Raw genomic sequence first — 25,763 nt, forward strand, 5'->3', positions numbered from 1 at the left:
CGTGTGATTGAATAGCACCTGAGAGGTGCCCCTTTCTTGAACGGGAATGTTGACTTAGAACATCACCATTTTCCCAGCTCAGGAGGGGCATTTCCATTCCACGAACGGCTTGATCCGGCTATTTACATCGGTGGATCAAGGCTAAGAAAGTGAATCGTCGAGCATGAACGCAGATCCGAACGGCATCGATGTCTGGGAAGCGTTCCTCGACCCGCAGACCGACTATTCGCTGCCCGACTTCGCCGCGGTCACCGCAGAGACGCTGCTGACCGCGGTTCACACGGCCACCGATTTCGCCCGCGCCGAGGTGGCGGCCATCGTCGCCGACGACGCCGAGTCCACGTTCTTCTCCACCACGGTGAGATTCGAATCCGCGTCCGTGCCGATGACCCGCATCGCCTCCGTCGCCGCAGCCATCGAGTCGAATCATCTCCGTCCCGAACTCACCGACGCCATCTCCGAGATCTGGGAGCTCCTGTCGGCCGCCCAGACCGAGATCCTGCTCAACGTGGACCTCTTCCACCGCATCGAACAGGTCTCGGTCGCCGACCTCAACCCCGAGGACAAGCGTCAGCAGGAACTGACCATCGATCTCTTCGTGCGTGCGGGAGCCCGCCTCGGCGAAGAGGAACGAGAGCAGATGGCCACGATCGCGGCCGAGCTGACCACTTTGGAGAACTCCTTCTCCCGCGCTCTGCAGCTCGATACGCGCGAGTTGGCCGTCCACCTCAGCGAGGCCGATTCCCTGGCCGGGATGAACGACGATCAGATCGCGGCAGCGGCGAATCGCGCCGCCGAGCGCGGCGTCGACGGCTACCTGCTGCCGCTGAACAACTTCACCCAGCAGGGTGTGCTCGAATCCCTGAACACAGCGCAGACGCGCCGGCACGTGCTGAACAATTCGATGGCGCGCGGGTCCCGCGGCGGCGACGGCGACACCCGCACCCAGGTCGCCGACACCACGGCGCTGCGTGCGCTCAAGGCGCATCTGCTCGGATACCCCTCCTACTCGTCCTTCGCCATCGACAATCAGACCGCGGGCAACCCCGATGCCGCTGCCGATATCGTCTCCTCCCTCATCAATCCGGCGAACGCCCAACTCGATGAGGAGCTGGCACAGGTCAAGACCCGCTACGGCCTCGAGACGGTCGCAGCAGAAGACGTCAAGTACTACCTTGCGAAGTTCCGCGCCGACGAATTCGGCATCGACCCCGACGAGGTGGCCAAGTACTTCGAGTTCGACACGGTCCTGACCGAGGGCGTCTTCCGAGCCGCCACCGGCCTGTACGGCATCACCTTCGCCCCCTACGACGGTGTGACGGCCTGGCATGAGGACGTCCGCGTCTACGAGGTCACCGACGTCACCGAACGTCCCTTGGGGCTCGTGCTCATCGACCCCTATTCCAGGGACACCAAGCGCGGCGGAGCCTGGATGGACCAGCTGGTTCCGTCCTCCCGACTGACCGGGCTGCTGCCGGTCGTCACTCTCTCGCTCAACCTCGCCAAGCCGGGCCCCGGGCGGCCCACTCTGCTCAATCCGACCGAGCTGACGACCCTGTTCCACGAATTCGGGCATGTTCTCCACGGCCTGTTCGCGAACTCGACCTACCCGTCGACGGCGGGCACTGCGGTTCCGCGTGACTATGTCGAGTTCCCGTCCCAGCTCAATGAGATGTGGCGCTTCCACCCGCAGGTCCTCCCCCACTTCGCCAAGCACGTCGACACGGGGCAGCCGATGCCGGCCGAACTCGTCGACGCCCTCATCGCCTCAGAGAAGTTCGGGCAGGGCTTCGACACGATCGAATACCTGGCCGCGGCCATGCTCGACCTGTCCTGGCATTCGCTTGAGGGGGGCGAACACATCACCGAGGTGCTGTCCTTCGAATCCGAGGTGCTCGCCGCGGCCGGGTTCTCCCCGCTCGTTCCGCCCCGTTACCGGTCGACGTACTTCGGACACATCTTCGCCTCCGGCTATGCGGCCGGCTACTACTCCTACCTCTACTCCGAGGTCATCGCCGCCTGGGTGAGCGAATGGTTCGAGGCCCAGGGCGGGCTCAACCGGGAAGCCGGTGAGGCCTTCCGCGAGGCGATCCTCGCGCCGGGCTATTCGGTCGACCCGATGGCCGCGATCGAACGCTTCTTCGGCACCCGCCCGGATGTCGCCCCGCTGCTGCGCCGCCGCGGTCTCGCCGAACCTGTCACCGAGGCGGACGATCAGGACGAGGAGGCCACGACCGAGACCGAGCCCGGAGCCGCCGCGGCGAGGTGGGACCACCCCAACCACGAGGCGGTCGCCGCCGATCTCACGGCTGCGGGCATCGATCCGCGCATCGAGATCTTCGACGGCTCGACGCCGACGGCAGCCGCAGCGGCCGAGGCCCTGGGCATCGAGGTCGGGGCGATCGCGAACAGCCTCATCTTCTCCTCCGGCGGCTCCCCCGTGCTCATCATGGCCTCGGGCGCCCACCGGGTCGACACCGCCCATGTCGCCGAACTCATCGGCGTCGACTCCCTCGACCGGGCGTCGAAGGAACTCGTGCGCGAGGCCACGGGGCAGGTCATCGGCGGGGTCGCACCCTGCGGTCATCCGGGCCCGATTCCCACCTATGTCGATGTGTCGCTGAAGGACTATCCTGTTCTCTGGGCCGGCGCGGGGACACCGAATTCGATGGTGCCCCTGACGTACGAGCAGCTGCTCACGGTCACCGGAGGAAAGGAAATCACCGTTGTCGCAGAAGAGTCCTGAGTCTGGGCGCTCCGAGTCTGAGTCTGGGCAGCCGGGTCGCACCACCGATCCGGCGCACACCACCTCGGCTGCACGTTTCGCAGCTTTCGCTTCCTCTCGGGGCCGCTACTATGCGGTCTTCCTCGCCGTGTTCTGCGCGGTGCTCATCATCTCGAACATCTCGGCCACGAAGGTCATCGGCTTCGGCCCCGTAGTCACCGACGGTGGCGCGTTCCTCTTCCCCATCGCGTACATCCTCGGCGATGTGATCAGCGAGGTCTACGGCTTCAAAGCCGCTCGCAAGGCTGTGATCACCGGTTTCGGCCTGCAGATCCTGGCGACCTTCGTCTTCTGGCTCGTGCTCATCTCGCCTCCGGGACCAGGCTACGAGAACCAGGACGCCTTCGCCGCGGTACTCGGCTTCTACCCGCGTATCGTCGCGGCCTCCCTCGTCGGCTACTTCGTCGGCCAGCTGCTCAACTCCTGGGTGCTCGTGGCGGTGAAGAAGCGCATGGGCGAGTCGAAGCTGTGGGTGCGGCTGCTCACGTCGACCGGTGTCGGCGAGTTCGTCGACACCCTGCTGTTCTGCGTCATCGCCTTCGCCGGAGTCATCCCGGGGCTCGACTTCCTCAACTACATCATCGTCGGCTTCGTCTACAAGGTCGCCGTCGAGATCATCTTCCTGCCCGTGACCTACCGCGTCATCAAGCTCGTCAAACGCCACGAACCCAGCTACGAACTCGACTCCGCCAGGGCTTAGGTGAACCGGACGCAGTGTGGCCGGCCCCGGAAGCAGCGTGGTCGGCCAGGTACGAACGGTGGTCTGCGGCGAGTGTCATCGAGTTTCGTCCTCGGCCGCATCGACTTCTGTCCCTGAACGCATCGACTTCTGATCAGGTTATCGAGATAAAACTCGATGCGCTGATCAGAAGTCGATGACTGACCGGAACGGACCAGTCGAAGACCGACCGGCACGGGCCGGGGCGACCGCCACCACCGGGTCCGCGCCTACTTCTTCGCGTAGTACCGGCCGAGGACGTCCGTCTCCAGCTCTGAGAAGCGGCCGTCGACAATCGACTGCCGGATCTCGTCCACGAGCGAGACGACGAAGTGCTCGTTGTGGATGGTGCACAGGGTGGAGAAGAGCATCTCCTTCGCCTTGTACAGGTGCCGCAGGTACGCCCGTGAGTAGTTCCGGCACGTGTAGCAAGAACAGTCCGGGTCGAGCGGGCCGAAATCACGGCGGTACTTCGCGCCGGTGAGGTTGTACCGGCCGTCGCGGGCGTAGATCGCGGCATTGCGGGCCACACGGGAGGGCGAGACGCAGTCGAAGGTGTCCGCGCCGGTCTTGATCGCCTCGAACAGGTCGTCGGGTTCGGAGATGCCCAGCAGGTGACGCGGCTTGTTCTCCGGCAGCTCCTCGCACACCCAGCGGATGATGATGCCGAGGTTCTCCTTCTCCAGCGCACCGCCGATGCCGAAGCCGTCGAAGTCCATGTCGCCCAGGTCGCGGGCGGCCTTCCGTCGCAGGTCTTCGTACTGCGCACCCTGCAGCACACCGAACAGCGCCTGGTAGGGCCGGTGCGACCGCTCCTCGGTGAGGCGGAAGTGCTCCTCGATGCAGCGGATCGCCCACAGTCGGGTCCTCTCCAGGGATTCCTCCTGGTAGCCGCGGGTGTTGACCAGAGTGGTCAGCTCGTCGAAGGCGAACATGATGTCGGCGCCGAGTTCGTGCTGCACACGCATCGAGATCTCCGGGGTGAAGCGGTGCATCGACCCGTCGAGGTGGGACTTGAACGTCACTCCGTCGTCGTCGACGTTCGACAGCCGCTCCTTGCCGACGGCGACGAGTTCATCGTTCTGCTCGCCCGTCGACTCCATCGAGATGACCTTCTTGAATCCCGACCCCAGGCTCATCACCTGGAATCCGCCCGAGTCGGTGAAGGTCGGTCCCGGCCAGTTCATGAACCTGCCCAGACCGCCGGCCTCGTCGATGAGGTCCGACCCCGGCTGCAGGTAGAGGTGGTAGGCGTTCGAGAGCACCGCCTGACCGCCGAGTTCGGCGACCTCGTCGGGACGCACGGCTTTGACCGTGGCCTTCGTGCCGACCGGAATGAACGCCGGGGTCTGGATATCGCCATGCGGGGTGTGGATGACCCCGGTGCGTCCGCCCGTGTCCATGCGGGTGCCCACCTCGAATCCGAAGTTCGATCGGTCGTTGATGGGTGCGGTCTCGAATGCCGCCGAAGTTTCGTCTGCAGTCACCAGACAAGCTTAACTAAGTCCATGACGTTCACCCAGATGCTCACCCTCTCGGAGGCCGCCCCCATCGTCATCGACGGCGGTCTGGGCAGCGCCGCCGAAGATCGCGGCATCGACCTCGGCCACGCCCTGTGGTCGGCCGAGCTCATCCGCCGTGATCCGGACACCCTGCTGGCAGTGCACTCCGCCTTCGCTGATGCCGGTGCCCGCATCCTTACGACCGCGAGTTACCAGGCGACGCCGACGGGCTTCGTCGAAGCAGGAATCAGCGTCGCGGAAGGCAACCGGATCATCACCGACAGCGTGAGAGTCGCGCGCAGTGCCGCAGAACGCAGAGACGTCCTCACCGCCGGTTCCGTCGGCCCCTACGGCGCAGCTCTGGGCCACGGTGCCGAATACACCGGCGACTACCGCTTGTCCTCGTCCGAATACACCGCCTTCCATCGTCCGCGCATCGCTGCCCTCGCCGAGGCGGGAGCGGACCTGCTCGCCATCGAAACCCAGCCGCGCCTCGACGAGATCGCAGCGATCATCGGCCTGACAGACGAGACCGGACTTCCCTCCTGGGTGACCGTGACTCTACAGACCGGCACGGACACGAACGTCCCGACCTTGCCCGACGGCAGCACCTTGGCGGAGCTCGCGGAGGCGGCGGCCGCCTCGGCGAGTGTGCAGGCGATCGGAGTCAACTGTGTGCGCCCATCCCTGGTGACTCCGGCACTGAGAGAACTGTCCCGGCACACGGATCTGCCGCTCATCGCCTATCCGAACTCGGGTGAGATCTACGACGCGAACACCCTGACCTGGCGCGACGGCGCGGAAGCCGGCGTCGGTTCGTGGCCGGTGGCGGAGTGGACCCGCCTCGGCGCGCGGATCATCGGCGGCTGCTGTCGGGTGCGTCCGGAGGACATCGCAGTCCTGACGGAGCGGACCCGAGCCTGAGTCCTCAGGCCCGAGCTCTCACGAGGTCCGGATAGAACTTCTCGGCGACGTTCGGGTGGGACCGCAGCCGGGAGAGGAAGGCGTTCTCGCCGTACACGGCGTGCAGAGCGTCGCGTTCGTCCTGAGTCACACCGCGGGCATCGGCGGCGAGTTCGGCGGGCAATTCGACCTCGGGCAGACGAGCGTTCAGAGCCGGGTTGAAGAAGAACGGGATGGAGATGCGGTCCTGCCCGGGTCCGGTCGGCAGGACACGGTGGACGGTGGCTTTGAGGTAGCCGTTCGTGGCGACTTCGAGGAGTTTGCCGATGTTGACGACGAAGGTGTTCTCGATCGGATCCGCATCGATCCAACCGTCATCGGTGAGCACCTGCAGGCCGGTGGTGCCCGGCTGCGGGTAGAGCAGGGTGAGTGTGCCGGCGTCCCGGTGTTCGCCCACGCCCTGGGTGACGGACTCGGATTCGGCTTCGGGGTAGCGGACGATCTTGATGAAGGATTCGGCATCCTCGGCGAAGGCGGACGCGAAATGATCGCCCGCCTGACCGAGGCTCAGCGCCCACTGTTCGAGGAGACGAGCGCCGACCTCGCTCAGCTGCGCGTGCCAGGATTCCGTGGCCTCGCGCAGCTCGGGCAGCGATTCCGGGTACTGGTTGGGACCGGTGAGGTGGTCGAAGTCGTTGACCGGTTCGGTCACGGGTGCGCGTTCTGGGCCGATGTCGATCTGCTCCCGCCAGTCGACGCGGCCTTGGGTGCGTTCGCCGCCGGTACGAGTGTAGCCGCGGAAGTGCGGGGAGTTCGTGTTCTCGATCGCGAGCTTCTCTTCCTCGGGCAGAGCGAAGAAGCGATCGGCGACGTCGATGATGCGGGTGAAGTCGGCATCGGGAATTCCGTGGCCGGTGAGGTAGAAGAAGCCGATCTCATGGGTGATGCGGCGCAGGTCCGCACGGAATGCCTCGGCGGTCGCGGGGTCATCGGCCAGGCTGAGGTCGAGGATGGGGAGCTGGGTGACGGTCATGTCACAGACGATAGGCACGTCCGCCGTCGTCGCAGCGGCATTCCGTCATCGTGCGCAACACTCAGTCACAGTGTGCTCTCCCGGAACTCCTGCTTGAATGGTCGGGTGACCCACTTCTATCGCCCGTCCGAGGGCCACCGCCTGCCGCACGACCCCTTCAACGCCATCGTCGCACCGCGACCCATCGGCTGGATCGGCACAGTCGATGCCGAGGGCCGCCGCAATCTCGCGCCCTATTCGTTCTTCAATGCGCTGAACTACTCTCCACCGCTCGTGGGCTTCTCCAGCAACGCGTGGAAGGACACCGTTGCCAACTGCCGAGAGACCGGGGAGTTCACCTGGAACCTCGTCACTCGGACCCTCGCCGAGGCGATGAACGCCTCGTCGACCACCGCGGAGGTCGACGAGTTCTCCGCCGCAGACGTCGAGGCGGCCGAGTCCGTGGAGATCTCTGCGCCACGTGTGGCAGCCTCACCGGCGACCTTCGAATGCCGAGTCACTCAGATCATCGACCTGCTCACCGCGGACGGGGAGAGCTCCGGCTCGTGGTTCACCGTGGGTGAAGTGGTGGGGGTCCATCTCGACGAATCCCTGCTCACCGACGGGATCGTCGACACAGCCGCCGCCGAGCCGGTGCTGCGCGGCGGCGGACCGACCGCATACTTCGGGATCAGCTCGGATCAGCGCTTCGACATGCGCCGACCGGGCTGAGTTCGATCACCCGAGGAGCTCAGCCGAGCATCTTGCCGGGGTTGAGGATCCCCAAAGGATCGACCGCGGACTTGATCGACGACTGCAGCATCTGAGCGCCGGCATCGAGTTCGCGCACCAGCCAGTCCTTCTTCAGATACCCGACCCCGTGCTCACCCGTGATCGTCCCACCCAGATCCAGACCAAGCTGCATGATCTCCGCGAACGTCTCCTTCGCTTCGGCCACGCTCGCCGGATCGTGAGCATCGAAGAGCACACTCGGATGCATGTTCCCATCCCCGGCATGACCGGCCGTGGACACCTCCACCGAGTGCGCGGCCGCGATCTCGTCCAACCTGGCGAAGAACTCGCCGAGGCGGGACCGAGGAACGCACACATCATCAATGAGCTCTCCCCCACCAAGCCCCGACACGTACTTCTCCATCGCCGGAGACACCGCACGCCGGGCCGCCACCAGCATCTCCGAATCCGCCGGATCATCGGAGAAGAACACCTCATCGGCACCCTGCGCCCTGGCGATCGCCTCGAACGATTCCAGCTCGGTCACACCAGCCTGCCCCGGAGCATCCGACTGCACCAACAACAGCGCACCGGCCCCGTCGGGCAGCCCGAAATCACCATAGGCATTGATCATGCCCACGGTGCCTCCGTCCATGAGCTCGAGCATCGACGGGGCCGCCCCGGACGCCATGAACTCAGAGACCGTATGCCCGGCCGACTCCAAGTCCGGGAAGATCCCGACACCGGTCACCGGCGGAGCCAACAGAGGTCTGAGCCCGAGGGTGATCTCGACGATGACTCCCAGTGTCCCCTCGGACCCGACGAACAGACCCGCCAGATCGAGACCGGCCACACCCTTCGCCGTCTGCCGACCCAACCGGGTCACTGTCCCATCGGCGAGGACCACGGTCAGACCGCGCACATAGTCTCGCGTCACCCCGTACTTCACACAGCACATGCCACCGGCATTCGTCGCCACGTTCCCGCCGATCGTGGAGATCGCCACCGACCCCGGATCCGGCGGATACGACAGACCGTGCTCGGCCAGAGCCGATTTGAGATCTTGGTTGATCACACCGGGCTGGACACGGCACGTCTGGTTCACCTCGTCGATATCGACGATCGCGTTCAGCTTCGCGACGTTGAGCAGGATCGCCCCATCGGTGGCGTTCGCCGCCCCCGACAAACCCGTCCTGGAACCCTGAGTGACCACCGGGATCCGATGCGCGGTGGCGAAGCGCATCACCGCGACCACATCATCGACGTCGGCAGCACGAACGAGCGCCGAGGCAGTCCCGACCGGACAGAACAGGGCCTTGTCCGCCGAATAGGAGTCGATGACATCCCGATCGGTGACCAACGCTCCCGGACTCAACTCGGCGGCGAGTCCGGACAGATCCGCAGTCACTGCAGCGTCTGCACTCATCGTCACAGCGACGCAGCCACCTTGAGCACGCGCTCGAGTGCCTCATCGGGTCCGATGCTCACACGCACGCCGCCCTGCAGGCGACGCACGGCCACGGCCTGCTTCGCACACTCGCCTTCGAAGGCGACGGCCGCCTCGGGGTCGAGTGCGATCCACACATAGTTGCCCTGGGCGTCGGGCACGGACAGACCCAGCTCCCGCAGATCATGCGCGAACCGGTCGCGCACCGCGGCGCTCTCCTTGGCGCGCACGGCCACCTCGTCGACCCGGGACAGCGATTCCCGGGCCGCGGCCTGAGCGCCGGCGGTGACGGAGAACGGAGCGATGACCTGTCGCATCGCCGAGGCGATCTCGACATCGGCGATGCCGTAGCCCACACGCAGACCCGCCAGGCCGTGCGCCTTCGAGAAGGTGCGGGCGAGCACGAGATTCGGGTGCCGCTTCCGCGCGGCCAGACCGTCGGCCGCCTCGGTGGCGAATTCGAGGTACGCCTCGTCGAGGACGACGATGACAGACTCGGGCACCTCGGCGAGGAATCCCTCGAGTTCGGCGTCCGTGATCGTCGGACCGGTCGGATTGTTCGGCGAGCACAGCAGCACGAGGCGGGTCGTGTCATCGATCGCCGCAGCCAGGCCGGCGAAGTCGTGGCGACCGTCTGCCAGGAGATCGACGGGGCGCTTCTGGGCACCCCGCGCCGAGGCGAGGATCGGGTACATCTCGAACGACGGCCACGGATAGACCACGGAGGTGCCCGCCTCGAGGGTGATGTTCGTCAGCGCCGTGAGGACCTCGGAGGCCCCGGCGCCGGGGACCACCTCGGCGGGTTCGACATCGAGGTGGGAGGCGATATCGGCCACGAGCGCGGCCGCGGTGGGATCGGGGTAGTTCCCCGGAATCGCCGAGGCGGTCGCCACCGATTCGACGATGCCCGGCAGCGGCGGCAGGTGGTTCTCGTTCGAGGACAGTTTGAACGGGGTCAGGCCCGGGGATGCGACGGGAGGCTTGCCGGGAACATAGGGAGGGAACTCGGCGAGCGCGTCACGGAGCAGGAAACGTTTGGACATGTGCCCATAGTTGCACACCTTGTGGCGAGCAACACAGACTGTCTTGCCAAAGCGTCCGAATGGTCGGATTCCGACGGCTGGGGCGGACACTCATCCGCTGTGAGAATGCTCTCGCCACACGCTGTTGCCACTGCCCGAGTTACAGGAGTGCTGATGCCGGAGAGTACCCTGAGAGACGAATACACGTAGTCAGAGACGAGGAATGAGAGTCCAAATGCCCTCACCGCAGGAAAAAGTCGACGTCGTCTTGATCGGCGGCGGCATCATGAGCGCCACGCTGGGCGCCATGCTGACCGAACTTCAGCCCGAATGGGACATCCGTGTGTACGAGAAGCTCGACTATGTGGCCACCGAGAGCTCGGATCCCTGGAACAATGCCGGCACCGGCCACGCCGCACTCTGCGAACTCAACTACACCCCCGAGGACTCCAACGGTCAGATCGACCTGGAGAAGGCCTCGAACATCAACCAGCAGTTCCACCACTCGCGCCAGTACTGGTCGCACCTCGTCGACACCGGTGTCATCACCGACCCGAAATCCTTCATCAACCCCATCGCCCACGTCAGCTACGGCCGCGGCGACAAGGGCCGTGACTACATCAAGAACCGCTACGAGACGATGGTGCGCAACCCGCTGTTCGCGGACATGGAGTACACCGACGACCCGGCGACTCAGGCCGACTGGCTGCCGCTGATGTTCGACGGCCGCGGACCGGGACAGGTCAACGGCATCTCGCGGATCAAGAAGGGCACTGACGTCGACTTCGGCTCTCTGTCGACTCAGCTGCTCAGCTACATCGCCGACAAGGGCGCGACCGTGCGCACCAGCCACCAGGTCACCGATCTGCAGCGCTCCTCCGACGGATGGACTCTCACCGTCAAGGACCTGCTCTCGCACGAGACCCACCAGGTGGGCGCGAAGTTCGTCTTCGTCGGTGCCGGCGGCGGCGCGCTGCCGCTGCTGCAGAAGTCCGGCATCCCCGAGGGACGCGGCTACGGCGGCTTCCCGGTCTCCGGAATCTTCCTGCGCACCGGCAATGAGGATCTCGTCGCCCGCCACCAGGCGAAGGTCTACGGCCAGGCGGCACAGGGTGCTCCCCCGATGTCCGTGCCGCACCTCGACACCCGTGTCGTCGACGGCAAGGACTACCTGATGTTCGGCCCCTACGCCGGCTTCTCGCCGAAGTTCCTCAAGAAGGGACGCTTCACCGACCTGCCGTTCTCCGTGCGCGGGAACAACCTCGCCACGATGCTCAACGTCGCCAAGGACAACACGGATCTAGTCACCTACCTCCTCGGCGAGCTGGCTGCGACGAAGAAGGCGCGCTTCGAGGCGATGAACCAGTTCATCCCGAACATCGACCCATCCGACTGGGAGTTCATCCAGGCCGGTCAGCGCGTGCAGGTGATGAAGAAGGGTCCGAAGAAGGGCGGTGTGCTCCAGTTCGGCACCGAGCTCATCTCATCGGCCGACGGTTCGATCGCCGCTCTCCTCGGCGCCTCGCCGGGTGCCTCGACGGCGGTGCCGATCATGATCGAACTGCTCAAGACCTGCTTCCCGCGTGAGTACGCGGGCTGGGAGAAGAGCTTCAAGAACATGATCCCGTCGCTCGGCCGCGACCTCGTCGACGACGAGACGCTGCTCAAGGAGGTCTCCGAATACACCTCGCGGACGCTGCAGCTCATCTGACACTGGGCTTCATCTGACACAGCGCAGGCGAGAGAAGCGGCCTGCCGGAATCACTTCCGGCAGGCCGCTTCTTGTGTCAGGCCAGGTCCCTCAGCAGGGCCTCAGGCTAAGTCCCTCAGCAGGGCCTCAGAGCTCGACTTGGCGGTTGACGTCCTTGTAGAGCAGGTAGCGGAAGCGTCCGGGCCCGCCGGCGTAGCAGGCCTGCGGGCAGAAGGCGCGCATGGAGATGAAGTCACCCTCCTGCACCTCGACCCAGTCGCCGTTGAGACGGTAGACGGCCTTGCCCTCGAGCACGTAGAGGCCGTGCTCCATCTCGTGCGTCTCCTCGAACGGGATGACCGCTCCGGCCTCGAACGTGACGATGTTGACGTGCATGTCATAGGCGAGATCGTCCGGGTCGAGCGGACGGGTCGTGCGCCAGCGCCCGTCGGTGCCGGGCATCGGCGAGGGCTCGACATCGGCTTCGTTGCCGAACTTCGCCTCCGGGGTCAGCCCGGCCACGGGCTGGTAGCGTTTGCGCACCCAATGGAAGCGGGCCGCCTCGGTGCCGGTGGACTTCGCCGACCACGTCGATCCGGCGGGCAGGAACGCGAACCCTCCCGGGGTCAGCGTGTGCGCGGTGCCCTCATGGGTGACCTCGAGCGTTCCCGCCATGACGAAGAGGAACCCCTCGACCTCGGGCTGCGGTTCCGGCTTCTCGGAGCCGCCTCCGGGGGCGACTTCGAGGATCGTCTGCGAGAACGTCACCGCTCCCCCGGCCACGGGCTTGCTCAGCACCCACGACCGGGTCCCGGTCCATTCGGGCAGATTCGAGGTGACGATGTCGCGCAGCACTCCGCGCGGGATGACCGTATAGGCCTCGGTGACGAGCGCGCGGTCGGTGAGCAGATCGGACTGCGGCGGGTGTCCGCCGGTCGGGGCCCAGTAGGTGTACGGGTCGGTCGTCGTCATGGGCGGGGTCTCCTTCGGTCGGTGGTCAGTGCGCTCAGTCGAGCAAGCCGGTGCGGGCGAGCTGCCCGAGCTGGGTGAGGCTGAGGTTCGTCCGCGAGGTCACGAACTCCTCGGTGTGGGCTCCGCAGACGAGCCCCCGATCGAGGTAGCGGGCGAGCGCCTTCGCGGTGGCGGGTTCGTCGAGGACCGTCGAATCCGCCTTGAACACATAGTCGTGCAGGCGCTGCGCCGCCCGGGCCCCGCCTTCGCGGTAGAAGGCGAAGGTCGCCAGGAACCGGGTCGGCAGCTGGTGCGGGTGCAGGTCCCAGCCCTGGTAGATCCCCCGCTTGAGGTGGCGGCGGACGAGGCCGGCGTGCAGCGCCCAACCGTGGTGGACCTCTGCAGGCTCGCCGAGCGGGAGGATGTTCGTCGACCCGTCGGAGAGGTGGACTCCGGTGCCGGCGACGGCGAGCATCATCTGGTTCTTCGCGAAGTCCGCAACCGGATGGTCCATCGCCTGGTAGGCCGCGGCCACGCCCAGCGACGCCGAATAGTCATAGGTTCCGTAGTGCAGCGAGGTCACGCGCCCGGCCCCCGCCTGCAGTGCCGTCGCCAGGGGCACGGTGCCGTCGGCGGCGAGGACGATCTGCGGAGTCTCGACCTGAATCTCGAAGGTGATCGTCCCCTCGCCGAGGCGGTGCTCGGCTTCCAGCGCACGCGCGGCGAGCACCATCGCCCTCACCTGGTCGACGGTGCTGACCTTCGGAAGGGTGAGCACGAGGTTGTCCGGCAGACTGCCGCCGGTCTTGATGAGCTCGGTCAGGAACAGGTCGAGGGTGCGCAGACCGCGTTCCCGGGTGGCCTTCTCCAGGCATTTGAAGCGGATGCCGACGAAGCCGGGGGCTCCCCTCTCGGTGCGTCCGGCCACCGCATCGCGGGCGGCCTGGACGACCCACCGGTCCTCGGTCTCATCGCCCTGGTCGCCGAAACCGTCTTCGAAATCCAAGCGCAGGTCCTCGATCGGCTCACGTTCGAGCTTCGCGGTGACCGCCTCGGCGAGGAGTTCGGCCTCTCGTGCCACCTGATGGATGCTGGCCACCTGGCCGGGGATCGCGGGCCCGGATTCCTTCCGGGCGGCGGTGATGACACGTTCGGCCAGCTGCAGCATTCCGCCGTGGGCCTCGACGCATTCGAGCGCCTGCTGACCCCACTGGTACGGCAGGTCCGCACTCGTGCGGTGTCCGGGCACGTACACGGTGTGCACGGGCTGTCGGACGTCGCGATCTCCCGGATACGCGGTCGCCAGAAGCTCGTCTGTGTCCCCCAGCAGTGAGTCGATATCGGCCAGTGTTGATCGTTCCACTTTCATATTCTCTTTCTCTGCACGGGGTTCGACGGCGAGGCGGCAATGCCCGGCTCGGCCTCATTGTCTCTCATTCACCACCGCCTGGCACGTAAGGCTCTCCGGGTCATCGGGACGAGACGTGGGCGACCGCCTCGGCGACCTTCTTCGCCACCTCCGGGTCGAAGACCGAGGGGATGACGTAGCCGGGGTGGAGTTCGTCCTCGGGGATGCACGAGGCGATGGCATCGGCGGCGGCGACCATGATGTTCTCGTCGACGTCGCGGGCTTCGGCATCGAGGAGGCCGCGGAAGATCCCGGGGAACGCGAGCACGTTGTTGATCTGGTTCGGGAAGTCGCTGCGGCCGGTGGCCACGACGGCGGCGTGCTTCGCCGCCTCGGCGGGGTCGACCTCGGGGTCGGGATTGGCCATGGCGAAGACCAGCGCGTCCGTGTTCATGGCCGCGATATCGTCCCCGTTCAGCACGTTCGGGGCGGAGACGCCGATGAATGCGTCGGCACCGACGACGGCTTCCTTCAGCGTGCCGGAGAAGCCCTCGGGGTTCGTGTTCGCCTGCAGCCACCTCTTGTGGTCGGTGTCGACGGTCGAATCCGGGCCGATCGCTCCGTCCCGGCCGCAGGCGATGATGTTCGTGGCTCCGGCGACCTGGAGGAGGCGGATGATGGCGTTGCCGGCCGCGCCGACTCCCGAGACGACGATGCGCAGGTCCTCGAGCTTCTTGCCCACGACCTTGAGTGCGTTCTTCAGCGCGGCCAGGGTGACGACGCCGGTGCCGTGCTGGTCATCGTGGAAGACGGGGATGTCGAGTTCCTCGCGCAGCCGGGCCTCGATCTCGAAGCAGCGCGGGGCCGCGATGTCCTCGAGGTTGATTCCGCCGTAGGCCGGGGCGAGGGCCTTGCAGATGGAGATGATCTCCTCGGTGTCCTTCGTATCGAGGGCCACCGGCCAGGCGTCGACGTCGGCGAACTGCTTGAACAGCACGGCCTTGCCCTCCATCACCGGCATGGCCGCTTCGGGACCGATATCGCCGAGACCGAGCACCGCGGTGCCGTCGGTGACCACGGCGACGGTGTTGCGTTTGATCGTCAGCCGGCGGGCATCCTCTTTGTTCTCAGCGATCGCCTTGCACACGCGGGCCACGCCCGGGGTGTAGGCGCGGGAGAGGTCGTCACGGTTGCGCAGCGGCACCTTCGGGGCAGATTCGAGCTTGCCGCCGAGGTGGAGGAGGAAGGTCCGGTCAGAGACCTTGCCGACCTCCACGCCGTCCAGAGCATTGAGCGCAGCGGAGACCTCGTCGGCATGGGCGACATCTCGGGTATCGGCGCTGACGTCGATGATGACCGAATGCGGTGCGGATTCGACGACGTCGAGGGCGGTGACCGACGCACCGGTGGCGGCGGCCGCGGCGACGAGGTCGGAGGTCGAGGCCTGACCGACCTCGGTGCCGACGCGCAGAGTGATGGAGTATCCGGGGCTGGTGGCGACCATGGGCAATATCCTCCTTGATATCGAGTTTCCGTATTATGGACAATAACTTTTGCCTAGCGGAAATTCTAGTTGGTGTCAGTGAATTCGGAAAGTTTCTTCCATTTGAGGACTAGACTGAACGCAGTTTCACTGCCGAGACTCCCACAGATTAAGGAACATCGATGAGCAGCAAGGACACCCCGGCGATCCGCCAGTCCAAGGGCGGCGTACAGTCCGTCGAACGTGCATTCGGACTGCTGGAGTGCATTGCGAACTCCGCGGGCTCGGCAACGCTGAGCCATATCGCCGCGGACGTCAATCTGCCGCTGCCGACGATCCACCGTCTGCTCAACACCCTGGTCAACCTCGGTGTGGTCCGGCAGCTGCCCGATCGCGGCTATGCGCTCGGACCCGGGCTGGTCCGCCTCGGCGATATCGCCGGCTCGCAGCTCGGCGCGATTGCGCGGCCCTATCTGCGCGAGCTCGTCGCCGAACTCGGGGAGTCGGCGAATGTGGCAACGATAGACGGAGACATGGTCGTCTACGTCGATCAGGTCGCGTCGGATCGACAGATGAGGATGTTCACCGAGGTGGGACGCCGTGCCCATATGCACGCCACCGGGGTCGGAAAGGCCATCCTCGCGGGCCTCGACTCCGAGCAGGTGAGGCATATCGCGACCACCGCGGGCATGCCCACCCCCACGGAATACAGCATCGGCACGATCGAGGAGCTCGAGGCCGAGCTCGAGCGCATCCGCGAACGCGGCTATGCCATCGACGAACAGGAGCAGGAGCTCGGAGTGCGCTGCTTCGCCATGGCCATCCCCGACTCCCCCGCTCCCTTGGCGATCTCCGTATCGGGGCCGATCAGCCGCGTCGACCAGTCGTTCGCCGATCGCGCGGTCCCGCTGCTCAAAGACGCGGCCGCCCGCATCTCCGCAGAGATGCAGAGCGGCCGCTGACTTCAGTTCTCCGATCGGGTCAGGAGTCTCCGCCGGCCGTTCCCGAAGTGCCGGCGTTGACGTCGTTCAGACGATAACGTCGAGCCGCCTCGGCGGGGGTGGATCCGTCGATCTCACCGCGCTTGGCAAGCAGCTGCAGGGTGCGCACGACCATCGAGTGCGCGTCGATCTTGAAGTGCCGGCGAGCGGCGGCACGGGTATCGGAGAAGCCGAACCCGTCGGCGCCCAGCGTCGCGAAATCGTGCTCGAGGTACGGCCGGATCAGGTCCGGCTGGGTCGAGTCGAAATCGCTCGTGGCCACGATCGGTCCCGGCTGGCCCTCCAGCTTCTGCCGCACGTACGGCACGCGGTCGGCCGCCTCGGTGCCGCCTGCAGCGTTGAGTTCCGCGGCTTCGCATTCGAGGCCGTCGCGGCGCAGCTGGGCCCACGAGGTCACCGACCATACGGCGGCGTCGACGCCCCAGTCGGCTGAGAGCAGCTCCCGGGCTTCGAGCGCCCAGGGCACTGCCACGCCGGAGGCGAGCAGCTGCGCTTGCGGACGGTCGCCTCCGGCCGCCTCGGCGACGCGGTGGATGCCCTTGAGGATGCCCTCGACGTCGACGTCGTCCGGTTCGGCCGGCTGGAGCATCGGCTCGTTGTACACGGTGAGGTAGTACATGACGTTGCGCTCGTCCTCGCCGAGGTCGTGCTCGCCGTACATGCGATGCAGACCGTCGCGGACGATGTGCCCGATCTCGTAGCCGAAGGCCGGATCATAGGCGCGCACGGCCGGGTTCGTGGCCGCGAGCACCGGGGAATGGCCGTCGGCGTGCTGCAGGCCCTCGCCGGTCAGGGTCGTCCGGCCGGCGGTGGCGCCGATGATGAACCCGCGGGTCATCTGGTCGCCGGCGGCCCAGAAGGCGTCGCCGGTGCGCTGGAAACCGAACATCGAGTAGAACACGTAGACCGGGATCATCGGTTCGCCGTGGGTCGAGTACGCGGTACCCGCAGCGGTGAATCCGGCGGCGGCACCGGCCTCGTTGATGCCCACGTGGAGGAGCTGACCGCTGGTGGCCTCCTTGTAGGAGAGGAACATCTCGCGGTCGACGGCGAGGTAGTTCTGCCCGTTCGGGTTGTAGATCTTCGCGGTCGGGAAGAACGCGTCGATGCCGAAGGTGCGGGCCTCATCGGGGATGATCGGCACGATCCGCTCGCCCAGCCCCTTCTCTCGCATGAGGTCCTTGAGCAGCCGGACGAAGGCCATCGTCGAGGCGGCCATCTGCTGGCCCGAGCCCTTCTTCGTCTGCGCGAACGCCTTGTCACTCGGTGCGGGCAGGGTGATCCGATTGTTCTCCGGCTTCCGCGCCGGCAGGAATCCGCCGAGCTGACGCCGGCGGTCGAGCATGTACTGGATCTCCTCGGAGTCCTTGCCCGGGTGATAGTAGGGCACGGCATACGGATCCTCGTCGATGACCTTATCGCTGATCGGGATGTCCATCCGATCGCGGAAGGCCTTGACGTCGTCGGCGGTGAACTTCTTCATCTGGTGGGTGGCGTTGCGGGACTCGAACGTCGTGCCCAGACCGTAGCCTTTGACGGTCTGCACGAGGATGACGGTGGGCTTGCCCTTGGTGTTCACGGCCTTCTGGTAGGCGGCGAAGACCTTGTGATAGTCGTGGCCGCCGCGCTTGAGGTTCCAGATGTCGTCATCGGACAGGTGGTCGACGAGGCCCTTCGTCGCAGGGGTGCGGCCGAAGAAGTTGTCGCGGATGAATCCGCCGGATTCGGCCTTGAACGTCTGGTAGTCCCCGTCGAGGGTCTCGTTCATGATCTTCACGAGGTCGCCGGTGCGGTCGGCGGCCAGCAGGTCATCCCATTCGCGGCCCCACAGGACCTTGATGACGTCCCACCCGGCGCCGGTGAAGGTCGCCTCGAGCTCCTGGACGATCTTGCCGTTGCCGCGCACGGGTCCGTCGAGGCGCTGGAGGTTGCAGTTGATGACGAAGGTGAGGTTGTCGAGGCCTTCGTTGGCGGCCAGCTGCAGGGCGCCGCGCGATTCGGGTTCGTCCATCTCACCGTCGCCGAGGAACGCCCACACCCGCTGATCCGAGGTGTCGGAGATGCCGCGGTTGTGGAGGTAGCGGTTCATCTGCGCCTGATAGATCGCGTTGATCGGGCCCAGCCCCATCGACACGGTCGGGAACTGCCAGAACTCCGGCATCAGCCGCGGGTGCGGATACGAGCTCAGTCCGTGCGGGGCGCGAGAGACCTCCTGGCGGAACCCGTCGAGGTCAGCCTCGGACAGGCGGCCTTCGAGGAACGCCCTGGCGTACATCCCCGGTGAGGCATGGCCCTGGAAGAAGACCTGGTCGCCGCCGCCGGGATGGTCCTGGCCGCGGAAGAAGTTGTTGAAACCGATTTCGTAGAGTGTCGCGGCGCCGGCGTAGGTGGAGATGTGTCCGCCCACGGAGATCTCGGGCCGCTGCGCCCGGTGGACGAGCATGGCGGCGTTCCAGCGCAGCCATTTTCGGAAGCGACGTTCGACCTTCTCCTCACCCGGATAGAAGGGCTCCTGGTCGACGGGGATGGTGTTGACGTAGTCAGTGGTGGTGACCTTGGGCTGGGCGACGGAGTTCGTGGCCGCGCGTGCACGCAGCGCCTCCATGATCTCGGCCGCGCGCTGGGTTCCGCGCGCGTCGACGAGCCCTTCCCAGGACTCGATCCATTCATCGACCTCTTCGTCGGTGATTCCCCTCGGACTCGCCGAGGTTGTGTCCTGTGTCATATCGGGGTTTCCTTCTCACGGGGTCCGGGCTCCCGGAACAGTACCCCGGGAGCCCGGAGATGGAAAGTCCTGTCTCAGCAGGTGATGGTCAGGTCTCAGCAGAAGCCGGCGACCTGCGCCCACGCGTCCTTGTTCTCGTCGACGCCTTCACGGGTGAAGGTGGCTTCGATGAGGCCGTAGGGACGGTCGGCGACGATGAAGACCTCGTTCGGGTTCTCGAGCCCGAAACGGTCGATGTCATAGAGGAAGTGGTGTTTGTTCGGGCAGGAGAAGCGGATCTCGTCGATCTCCGGCACGGCCTCGATGACCTTCTCCCCCATCTGGTACAGCGTGTGCTGCAGGGCATGGGAGAAGTGGTCGGTGAATGAGTCGAGGATGATCTCCTTGACTTTCGTGTAGACGGCCTCGAAGTCGAGGTCGGTGGTGTTGTAGATCCATCGGGTGGCGATATCGGTGGCGAGGATCCGGTCGTCGGTCTCCGGCAGGGTCGTGTACTTGTCCTTCGGGTAGCCGACGAAGCCCGATTCCGTGGTCTTGAGCACGGTGAGCCCGTTGAAGCCGGAGATCAGCGTGTCCTTGTCGCCGTCGCGGGTGAAGACGACGGTGCGGACCTCGGGAGCGGACTTGAAGAACGAGTGCTTGTGGTCGTTGATCCGGTCCCAGCCGTATTCCTCGGCCTCCCAGCGACCGCCGGTGACCCAGTCGAAGCTCGAGGTGAAATGATCGGCCAGGCCCATGAGGAACTGTTCGGGCGAGCTCACGCCCAGCTCCTTGGCCTTCGCGAAGACCGTGTTCTTCTGGGTGTCGGTGGCGACGACGTGCTCGTTGTTGCCTTCGGTGTGCGCGGTCTCGAAATCGCCCCACAGCTGCGAGGTGACGTTGAGATCGCGGATCTCGTGGCGGTCGGTGTCGCGGTAGACCCGCATGAGTCGGTTCTCCGCCTTGCCGTACTGGTTCGATGTCAGTCGGACCTTGCTCATTTTCTTCCTCCAGTTCGTCGGCGTGCGGCCCTGCGCACGCCGTGACCATTCGATTGGCGAGGCCTGCCGGCAGTTCCCGGTCGGCTTCGGCGGTTTGTTGAGGATGCGATCCTGCAGGGGGCCTGCTTCCCCTGTGAGCGGTTGTGGGCGCGGCTCAGCTGCCGCGGTAGGTGCTGTAGGCGAAGGGGCTGAGCAGCAGCGGAATGTGATAGTGCTCCTGGCCGGCCTGGACGGTGAAGTCGATGGTGACCACGGGGTGGAAGTGGTCGACCTTTCGGGCTGCGAAGTAGTCGCCGGTGCCGAAGACGATCCGGTAGTTGCCCGGCTCGAGGTAGTCGGGGCCGAAGTCGGAGACCCTCCCGTTGTCGTCGGTGCGGGCCGAGACGATGACCTCGTCACCGGAGTAGAGAGTGACCTCGAGGTCGGCGGCGGGGGTGCCGACCATCGAGTCGAGGGCGTGGGCGGTGATGAAGCTCATGCGAGGATTCCTTCGAGTCTGAGTTCGGCGATCTGGATGAGCTGCTGCCCGACCTCGGCGGCCTCATCCTCTGCGGTGTTGTCCATGCGGCGCTGCAGTTCGGACAGGATCTCCTCAGGGGTGCGGCCGGCGGCGCGAATGAGGAAGACGCGGTCGAAGCGGGCTTCGTAGGCGGCGTTGCCCGCGGCCAGCTGGGACTGCACATCGGCTTCCATGGTGCCGAGTCCGGCCTGTTCACGGCTCGAATGGGCCGCCTCGGCGCTGTCGCCCTTCGCCTTCTCGCCGATGCGCGGATGATGGGACATCGCCGCGTCGATCTCGGCGCCGGTCAGCGGTGCGGCGGTTCGGGATGCCGCCTTGGCGGAGTCGAGGTCGGCCAGGGGGCGGGCGTCGACGACCGCGTCGATCCACCGGTCGACGTCGAGGCAGGGACGCAGAATTCCGCGGGCATCATCGGCTGGGAGTCGGTTGAACTCGGCCAGGTCCACGGTGACCTCCTTGGCAGGCGCTGAATGACTTTCACCGTTCGGAATACCATTTCCGAACAACTGCTCCGAGTCTGCTGGGCACCACCGGGAATGTCAAATTGCTCACATATTTTTGTGGAAACTTTCTTCCGTATGGTGGATACTGGGTGTGTGGCAACCGCCGCATACCCGACCATCGACGATGAGGTTGAATGAGTGCATGAGCCTGACAACCATTGATCCGACCCCGACGATCGTCTGCGCGCCCGACTCCTTCAAAGGTTCGGCCTCCGCCCCTGCCGCCGCGGCCGCCATGGCCCGCGGTGCCCGGGCGGTCTTCCCCGGAGCGCGAGTCGCCGAGCTGCCCTTCGCCGACGGCGGGGAGGGCACGCTCGACGCTCTGCTCGCCGTCTGGGGAACTCGGCCTCGCACCGTGGACACGGTCGATGCCCTGGGCAGAACCACCTCGGCGGACTTCGGTCTCTCCCCGGACGGACGGACCGCGGTCATCGAAGCCGCCCAGGCCAATGGCCTGCCGCAGGTCTCGGACGTGGAGCTGCAGCCCGAACGCGCCGCTACCTTCGGCGTCGGACTCATCGCGGCCGCGGCACTCGACCTCGGGGTCGAGGAGATCCTCCTGTGCATCGGCGGTTCGGCGAGCACGGACGGCGGGACCGGAATCCTGGCAGCCCTCGGCGCACGCTTCACCGATGCCGCAGGTCAGCCGGTCGCACAGGGCGGTGGCGGGCTGGCAGCGATCTCCGCGGTCGACACCTCGGGGCTGGACCGACGGGCCACGGCGGTGCGGTGGCGCATCGCCGTCGACGTCGACAATCCGCTCACCGGACCCCGCGGGGCCGCCGCGGTCTTCGGCCCGCAGAAGGGAGCGGATGCGGAATCGGTGGACGTGCTCGATTCCGGGCTCGGTCACTTGGCCGAGGTGCTCACCGGCACCTCTGAAGAGGCCGAGGCTCTGGCGGCGACTCCGGGATTCGGGGCCGCCGGCGGGATACCGCTGACGCTGACGACGCTGCTCGGCGCCGAGGTGGTTCCCGGGTCGACGATGGTCGCCGAGGCCGTGGGCCTGGCCGAGGCTCTGGCCGAATCCGACTTTGTGCTCACGGGAGAGGGATCCTTCGATTCCCAATCCTTGGGCGGGAAGGTCGTCGCGGCCGTACGGGACCACGCCCCCGCCTCGGCGAGGGTGATCGTCATCGCCGGTCGGGTCGGCCTGTCCGCCGCGGAGTGCCGGGAGGCCGGGATCACGGCGGCGCTGTCGATCGCACCGGGCCCCGCGGACCTGGCCACCCTGTCCGAGCGCGCCGAAGCGCTCATCGAGGACACGGCCGCGCAGGCGTGCGCACTCAGCTCGCCGCCGAACACACCATTTCAACGACGAAAGGACGCACCATGACCACGACCACTCAGACTCAGCTCACCGTCGGAGACATCGCTCCCGACTTCACGCTCACCGACGCCGAGGGACGGACCGTCTCGAAGGACGATCTCGCCGGCCGCGACGTCATCCTCTACTTCTACCCGAAGGCCGCATCGCCGGGCTGCACGACGGAGGCCTGTGATTTCCGGGACAATCTCTCCGCCCTGTCGGCCGCCGGCTTCGAGGTCCTCGGAGTCTCCCCAGACGACACCGAATCGCTCAAGGAATTCGCCGCTGAGGAGGGCCTGACGTTCTCGCTGCTCTCCGACCCCGGTGCGGCGGTGGCGAAGGCCTACGGCAGCTACGGGCAGAAGACGATCGGGGAGCACACGTTCCAGGGAACCCAGCGCTCGACCTTCGTCATCGGCGCCGACGGCACGCTCACCCACGCCGAGTACAACGTCGACGCCCGCGGCCACGTGGCCCGCCTCCGCACCCACCTCCTCCCCTGATTGCTACCTGACGGCGGCCCAGCAACCTCGCGCGAGGTTGCTGGGCCGCCGTCAGGTGCTTCTGGGCGCATCATCCGGTGCGCAGACGCGCGGCGAGGGTCCCGAGGATGCGTTCGAACGGCGCGGTGCGGAACAGGTCTCCGAAGGTCAGGCGAATGATCTTGTACCCCCGGGCCTCGAGCGCTGCTTCGCGCGCCTTCTCCGCGGCGAGGCTCTCTCGTGTCGAACGGCCGTCCATCGTGTACTTCTCCATGCCGTCGATCTCGACGATGAGCCGGGCATCGTGGTTGCAGAAGTCGACACGGGCGATGACCTCGCCGAGGTGGCCGAAGAACTCCACCTGCGGTTCGAATCCGGTGATGCCGTGTTCGAAGAAGCGCACCGCTGCGATCGACTCCGAGGGGGCTTCGCGCCTGCCGTCGGTGAGGTCGAGAGCACGCAGCACCGCGGCGTCACCGCGGGATTCGGGACACTCCGCCAGCACCGCTTCGATGCGGAAACGCGTGGTGCGGCGCCGGCGGATCACCTCGTCGAGCATCGGCACGGACACGTCCGGTGCGTAGTCCCGGGCGATGTCGATGAGCGTGCGCTCCATCGTCGTCACCGCATAGATGCCGACCATCTTCCGGTGCGCGGACGGAATCGCGCGATTGCGCACATAGAGGTGCCGGTACTTGCGGCTGACGTTCGGCCGGAACACCTCCACCCTCGTCTCAGCCGGATAGGCGATCGGGAGGTTGTGGATGAGTGCCGCCGACAGATGGGAGAAGACCTCGCGCCCTTTCGTCACCCGCCATCGCCCCGATGCGGTGTGGATCTTCTCGGCCCGCGTGCGGATGAGCACTCTCAGGGGTTCGATCTCATCGCGCATATCGCCCTGGTGGCCGAATTCTTCGAAGTCGGCTTCGGTCAGGGCCGCCCAGATCGGCTCATGTCGCGCATCCGCGCAGGAGCCGGTGGCCACATATCGTCCTCGCGCTACGCGTTCGAGACAGCACTTCTCCCCGCGCCGAATCTCGTCTTTGGTGAACCCGAGCCGATAGAGCTTTTGAGTCGTCATACTTAAGTACATGAAACCAAATTGCACTATCCGGCATCAAAGCACAATATGTGGGCGTAATCTGTGGATAACTTCTCCCCGGAACTACCCGACGGCGGCCCAGCAACCTCGCGCGAGGTTGCTGGGCCGCCGTCGGGTAGTAATTCAGCGGGCGGTGAGGAGGCGGCCTGCGGGGGCCTCGAAGTCGACCGGGGCACCGCGCAGCACGGTTCGCGTCACCCGACCGCGGACGGCGCGGGTGTCGTACGCGCTGATCTGGTTGCGGTGCCAGAGCTCCGCGGCCCGCACCGTCCACTCGTCGTCGGGGGCGAAGACGGCGAAGTCCGCGTCATTGCCCTCGGCGATCGCCCCCTTGCCGTCAACCCGGGCCACGGCCGCCGGCGCCGCGGACATCCAGCGGACCACCTCGGCGAGCTCGATTCCGCGCTTCGCGGCTTCGGTCCACACGAGCGAGAGTCCCAGCTGCAGCGACGAGATCCCGCCCCACGCCGCACCGAAATCGCCTGTGTCGAGCAGTTTGAGTTCGGCCGTCGACGGCGAGTGGTCGGAGACGATGCAGTCGATCGTGCCGTCGATGAGCCCCTGCCACAGCGCCTCCCGGTTCGATTCCTCACGGATCGGCGGGCAGCATTTGTGCGTCGTCGCCCCGTCCGGGATCTCCTCGGCGGTGAAGACGAGGTAGTGCGGGCAGGTCTCGACGGTGAGCTTGATGCCCTCGGCCTTGGCCGCGGCGATCTGCCCCAGCGCATCCGCCGAGGACAGGTGCAGGATGTGCGCCCGGGCCCCGGTCTCCCGGGCTGCGTCGACGACTCGGGCGATCGCGACGTTCTCGGCTTCGCGGGGGCGCGTGGCGAGGAAGTCGGCGAACTTCGGGCCCGAGTTCTTCGGCGCCGAGGTCATCACCTCGTGATCCTCGGCATGGACGATGAGCATTCCGTCGAAGGAGGCGATCTCGGCCATGTCCGCCTTCATCTCGGCCGGTTCCAGCGGCGGGAACTCCTCGACGCCGGAGTCCTCGAGGAAGCATTTGAACCCGTAGACGCCCGCTTCGTGCAGAGGACGCAGATCCGCGGTGTTGCCAGGAATCGCCCCGCCCCAGAAGCCGACGTCGACGAAGGCCTTGGGCTCGGCGACCTCGCGTTTCGTCTCCAGGGCTGCGACGTTGACCGTCGGTGGCAGCGAGTTCAGCGGCATATCGATAATCGTCGTCACTCCCCCGGCCGCGGCCGCGCGGGTCGCGCTGGCGAAGCCCTCCCATTCGGCGCGACCGGGATCGTTGACGTGGACGTGGGAGTCGACGAGACCGGGCAGCAGCACCTGATCATCCCCGACCTCGATGACTGTCACCTCCGCCGAGGCGATTGTGCCCTGATCCTGTCCACCGCGGGCGATCTCGGCGATCTTCCCACCCCTGACCCCGATCGTCACCGGTTCGATGCCGTCGGGCAGCAGAGCCTTCTCGGCATGGATGATCAGGTCGAAGTCGGCGTCGTTGCTCAATGTTCCTCCTCGGTCGCCCGTCCTTGAGGGCCGGGTGGATGCAGTTCCGGTATACCGTTCTAGACTACT

The 25,763-nt window shown here is 66.2% G+C and carries 21 protein-coding genes; 8 read left to right on the forward strand and 13 right to left on the reverse strand.

Annotated elements, in window-relative coordinates:
* Positions 1-163 precede the first annotated feature (163 nt).
* Entirely contained in the window at positions 164-2,746 is a 2,583-nt protein-coding gene (locus BLIN9172_RS05785; protein WP_101554208.1) for a M3 family metallopeptidase, read from the forward strand.
* Complete coding sequence (locus tag BLIN9172_RS05790; RefSeq protein WP_240812024.1) at positions 2,727-3,485, forward strand: queuosine precursor transporter; 759 nt, start codon at positions 2,727-2,729, stop codon at positions 3,483-3,485. Before BLIN9172_RS05785 ends, BLIN9172_RS05790 begins: the two co-directional genes overlap by 20 nt.
* Before the next feature lie 248 nt (positions 3,486-3,733).
* Here the strand turns inward: BLIN9172_RS05790 and tgt are convergent, their stop codons facing one another.
* Positions 3,734-4,990 carry a tRNA guanosine(34) transglycosylase Tgt gene (gene tgt / locus BLIN9172_RS05795; RefSeq protein WP_205751040.1) on the reverse strand — a complete coding sequence of 419 codons (1,257 nt, stop codon included), beginning with the start codon at positions 4,988-4,990 and terminating at the stop codon, positions 3,734-3,736.
* A 21-nt stretch (positions 4,991-5,011) separates the two neighbouring features.
* Between tgt and mmuM the strand changes: the two genes are divergently transcribed.
* On the forward strand, positions 5,012-5,929 hold the full coding sequence (gene mmuM / locus BLIN9172_RS05800; RefSeq protein WP_101554209.1) for a homocysteine S-methyltransferase: 918 nt from the start codon (positions 5,012-5,014) through the stop codon (positions 5,927-5,929).
* Between the two features lie 4 nt (positions 5,930-5,933).
* Here the strand turns inward: mmuM and BLIN9172_RS05805 are convergent, their stop codons facing one another.
* A complete protein-coding gene (locus BLIN9172_RS05805; protein WP_101554210.1) occupies positions 5,934-6,941 on the reverse strand; it encodes an isopenicillin N synthase family dioxygenase in 1,008 nt (335 codons plus the stop codon).
* Positions 6,942-7,046: 105 nt separating this feature from the next.
* Here BLIN9172_RS05805 and BLIN9172_RS05810 point away from each other — a divergent pair, with 105 nt between their 5' ends.
* Positions 7,047-7,652: a flavin reductase family protein gene (locus tag BLIN9172_RS05810; RefSeq protein WP_240812023.1), complete on the forward strand. Its 606-nt coding sequence runs from the start codon at positions 7,047-7,049 to the stop codon at positions 7,650-7,652.
* Between the two features lie 19 nt (positions 7,653-7,671).
* Here BLIN9172_RS05810 and BLIN9172_RS05815 read toward each other — a convergent pair whose 3' ends face one another.
* Entirely contained in the window at positions 7,672-9,078 is a 1,407-nt protein-coding gene (locus tag BLIN9172_RS05815) for an FAD-binding oxidoreductase (RefSeq protein WP_101554211.1), read from the reverse strand.
* Positions 9,079-9,080: 2 nt separating this feature from the next.
* On the reverse strand, positions 9,081-10,142 hold the full coding sequence (locus BLIN9172_RS05820; RefSeq protein ID WP_101554212.1) for an aminotransferase class I/II-fold pyridoxal phosphate-dependent enzyme: 1,062 nt from the start codon (positions 10,140-10,142) through the stop codon (positions 9,081-9,083).
* 214 nt (positions 10,143-10,356) lie between these two features.
* Here BLIN9172_RS05820 and BLIN9172_RS05825 point away from each other — a divergent pair, with 214 nt between their 5' ends.
* Complete coding sequence (locus BLIN9172_RS05825; protein ID WP_101554213.1) at positions 10,357-11,832, forward strand: malate:quinone oxidoreductase; 1,476 nt, start codon at positions 10,357-10,359, stop codon at positions 11,830-11,832.
* Between the two features lie 126 nt (positions 11,833-11,958).
* Here the strand turns inward: BLIN9172_RS05825 and BLIN9172_RS05830 are convergent, their stop codons facing one another.
* The 3 genes from BLIN9172_RS05830 to BLIN9172_RS05840 form a co-directional block, all read right to left on the reverse strand.
* Entirely contained in the window at positions 11,959-12,783 is an 825-nt protein-coding gene (locus BLIN9172_RS05830) for a bifunctional allantoicase/(S)-ureidoglycine aminohydrolase (protein WP_101554214.1), read from the reverse strand.
* 34 nt (positions 12,784-12,817) lie between these two features.
* Positions 12,818-14,131, reverse strand: coding sequence for a DUF6986 family protein (locus BLIN9172_RS05835; RefSeq protein WP_101554215.1), 1,314 nt, complete (start codon positions 14,129-14,131; stop codon positions 12,818-12,820).
* A gap of 100 nt (positions 14,132-14,231) precedes the next feature.
* Positions 14,232-15,614 (reverse strand): NAD-dependent malic enzyme, encoded by a 1,383-nt coding sequence (locus BLIN9172_RS05840; RefSeq protein ID WP_101554216.1) that lies wholly within the window; start codon positions 15,612-15,614, stop codon positions 14,232-14,234.
* A gap of 161 nt (positions 15,615-15,775) precedes the next feature.
* Between BLIN9172_RS05840 and BLIN9172_RS05845 the strand changes: the two genes are divergently transcribed.
* Positions 15,776-16,555, forward strand: coding sequence for an IclR family transcriptional regulator (locus BLIN9172_RS05845; RefSeq protein ID WP_101554217.1), 780 nt, complete (start codon positions 15,776-15,778; stop codon positions 16,553-16,555).
* Between the two features lie 19 nt (positions 16,556-16,574).
* Here BLIN9172_RS05845 and aceE read toward each other — a convergent pair whose 3' ends face one another.
* The 4 genes from aceE to uraD all read right to left on the reverse strand — a co-directional run bounded on the left by aceE (position 16,575) and on the right by uraD (position 21,265).
* Positions 16,575-19,319, reverse strand: coding sequence for a pyruvate dehydrogenase (acetyl-transferring), homodimeric type (gene aceE / locus BLIN9172_RS05850; protein WP_101554218.1), 2,745 nt, complete (start codon positions 19,317-19,319; stop codon positions 16,575-16,577).
* 95 nt (positions 19,320-19,414) lie between these two features.
* A complete protein-coding gene (gene pucL / locus BLIN9172_RS05855) occupies positions 19,415-20,299 on the reverse strand; it encodes a factor-independent urate hydroxylase (protein WP_101554219.1) in 885 nt (294 codons plus the stop codon).
* 154 nt (positions 20,300-20,453) lie between these two features.
* Complete coding sequence (gene uraH / locus BLIN9172_RS05860; protein ID WP_101554220.1) at positions 20,454-20,777, reverse strand: hydroxyisourate hydrolase; 324 nt, start codon at positions 20,775-20,777, stop codon at positions 20,454-20,456.
* Positions 20,774-21,265 carry a 2-oxo-4-hydroxy-4-carboxy-5-ureidoimidazoline decarboxylase gene (uraD, locus tag BLIN9172_RS05865; RefSeq protein WP_101554221.1) on the reverse strand — a complete coding sequence of 164 codons (492 nt, stop codon included), beginning with the start codon at positions 21,263-21,265 and terminating at the stop codon, positions 20,774-20,776. The genes uraH and uraD overlap by 4 nt, the downstream gene beginning before the upstream one ends.
* 199 nt (positions 21,266-21,464) lie before the next feature.
* On the opposite strand from uraD, the gene BLIN9172_RS05870 reads away from it, so the two are divergent.
* On the forward strand, positions 21,465-22,658 hold the full coding sequence (locus BLIN9172_RS05870) for a glycerate kinase (RefSeq protein ID WP_101554222.1): 1,194 nt from the start codon (positions 21,465-21,467) through the stop codon (positions 22,656-22,658).
* Positions 22,655-23,134 (forward strand): peroxiredoxin, encoded by a 480-nt coding sequence (locus BLIN9172_RS05875; RefSeq protein ID WP_101554223.1) that lies wholly within the window; start codon positions 22,655-22,657, stop codon positions 23,132-23,134. Before BLIN9172_RS05870 ends, BLIN9172_RS05875 begins: the two co-directional genes overlap by 4 nt.
* 70 nt (positions 23,135-23,204) lie before the next feature.
* On the opposite strand, the gene BLIN9172_RS05880 is transcribed toward BLIN9172_RS05875, so the two are convergent.
* Both BLIN9172_RS05880 and allB read right to left on the reverse strand, forming a co-directional pair.
* Entirely contained in the window at positions 23,205-24,098 is an 894-nt protein-coding gene (locus BLIN9172_RS05880) for a DUF559 domain-containing protein (RefSeq protein WP_101554224.1), read from the reverse strand.
* A gap of 240 nt (positions 24,099-24,338) precedes the next feature.
* The gene (gene allB, locus BLIN9172_RS05885; protein ID WP_101554225.1) at positions 24,339-25,694 is read right to left on the reverse strand and encodes an allantoinase AllB; all 1,356 of its coding nucleotides are present in this window, start codon (positions 25,692-25,694) and stop codon (positions 24,339-24,341) included.
* Positions 25,695-25,763: the final 69 nt, after the last annotated feature.

Origin of the sequence: Brevibacterium linens ATCC 9172 (genome assembly GCF_900169165.1) — a bacterium.
Lineage (GTDB): Bacteria > Actinomycetota > Actinomycetes > Actinomycetales > Brevibacteriaceae > Brevibacterium > Brevibacterium linens.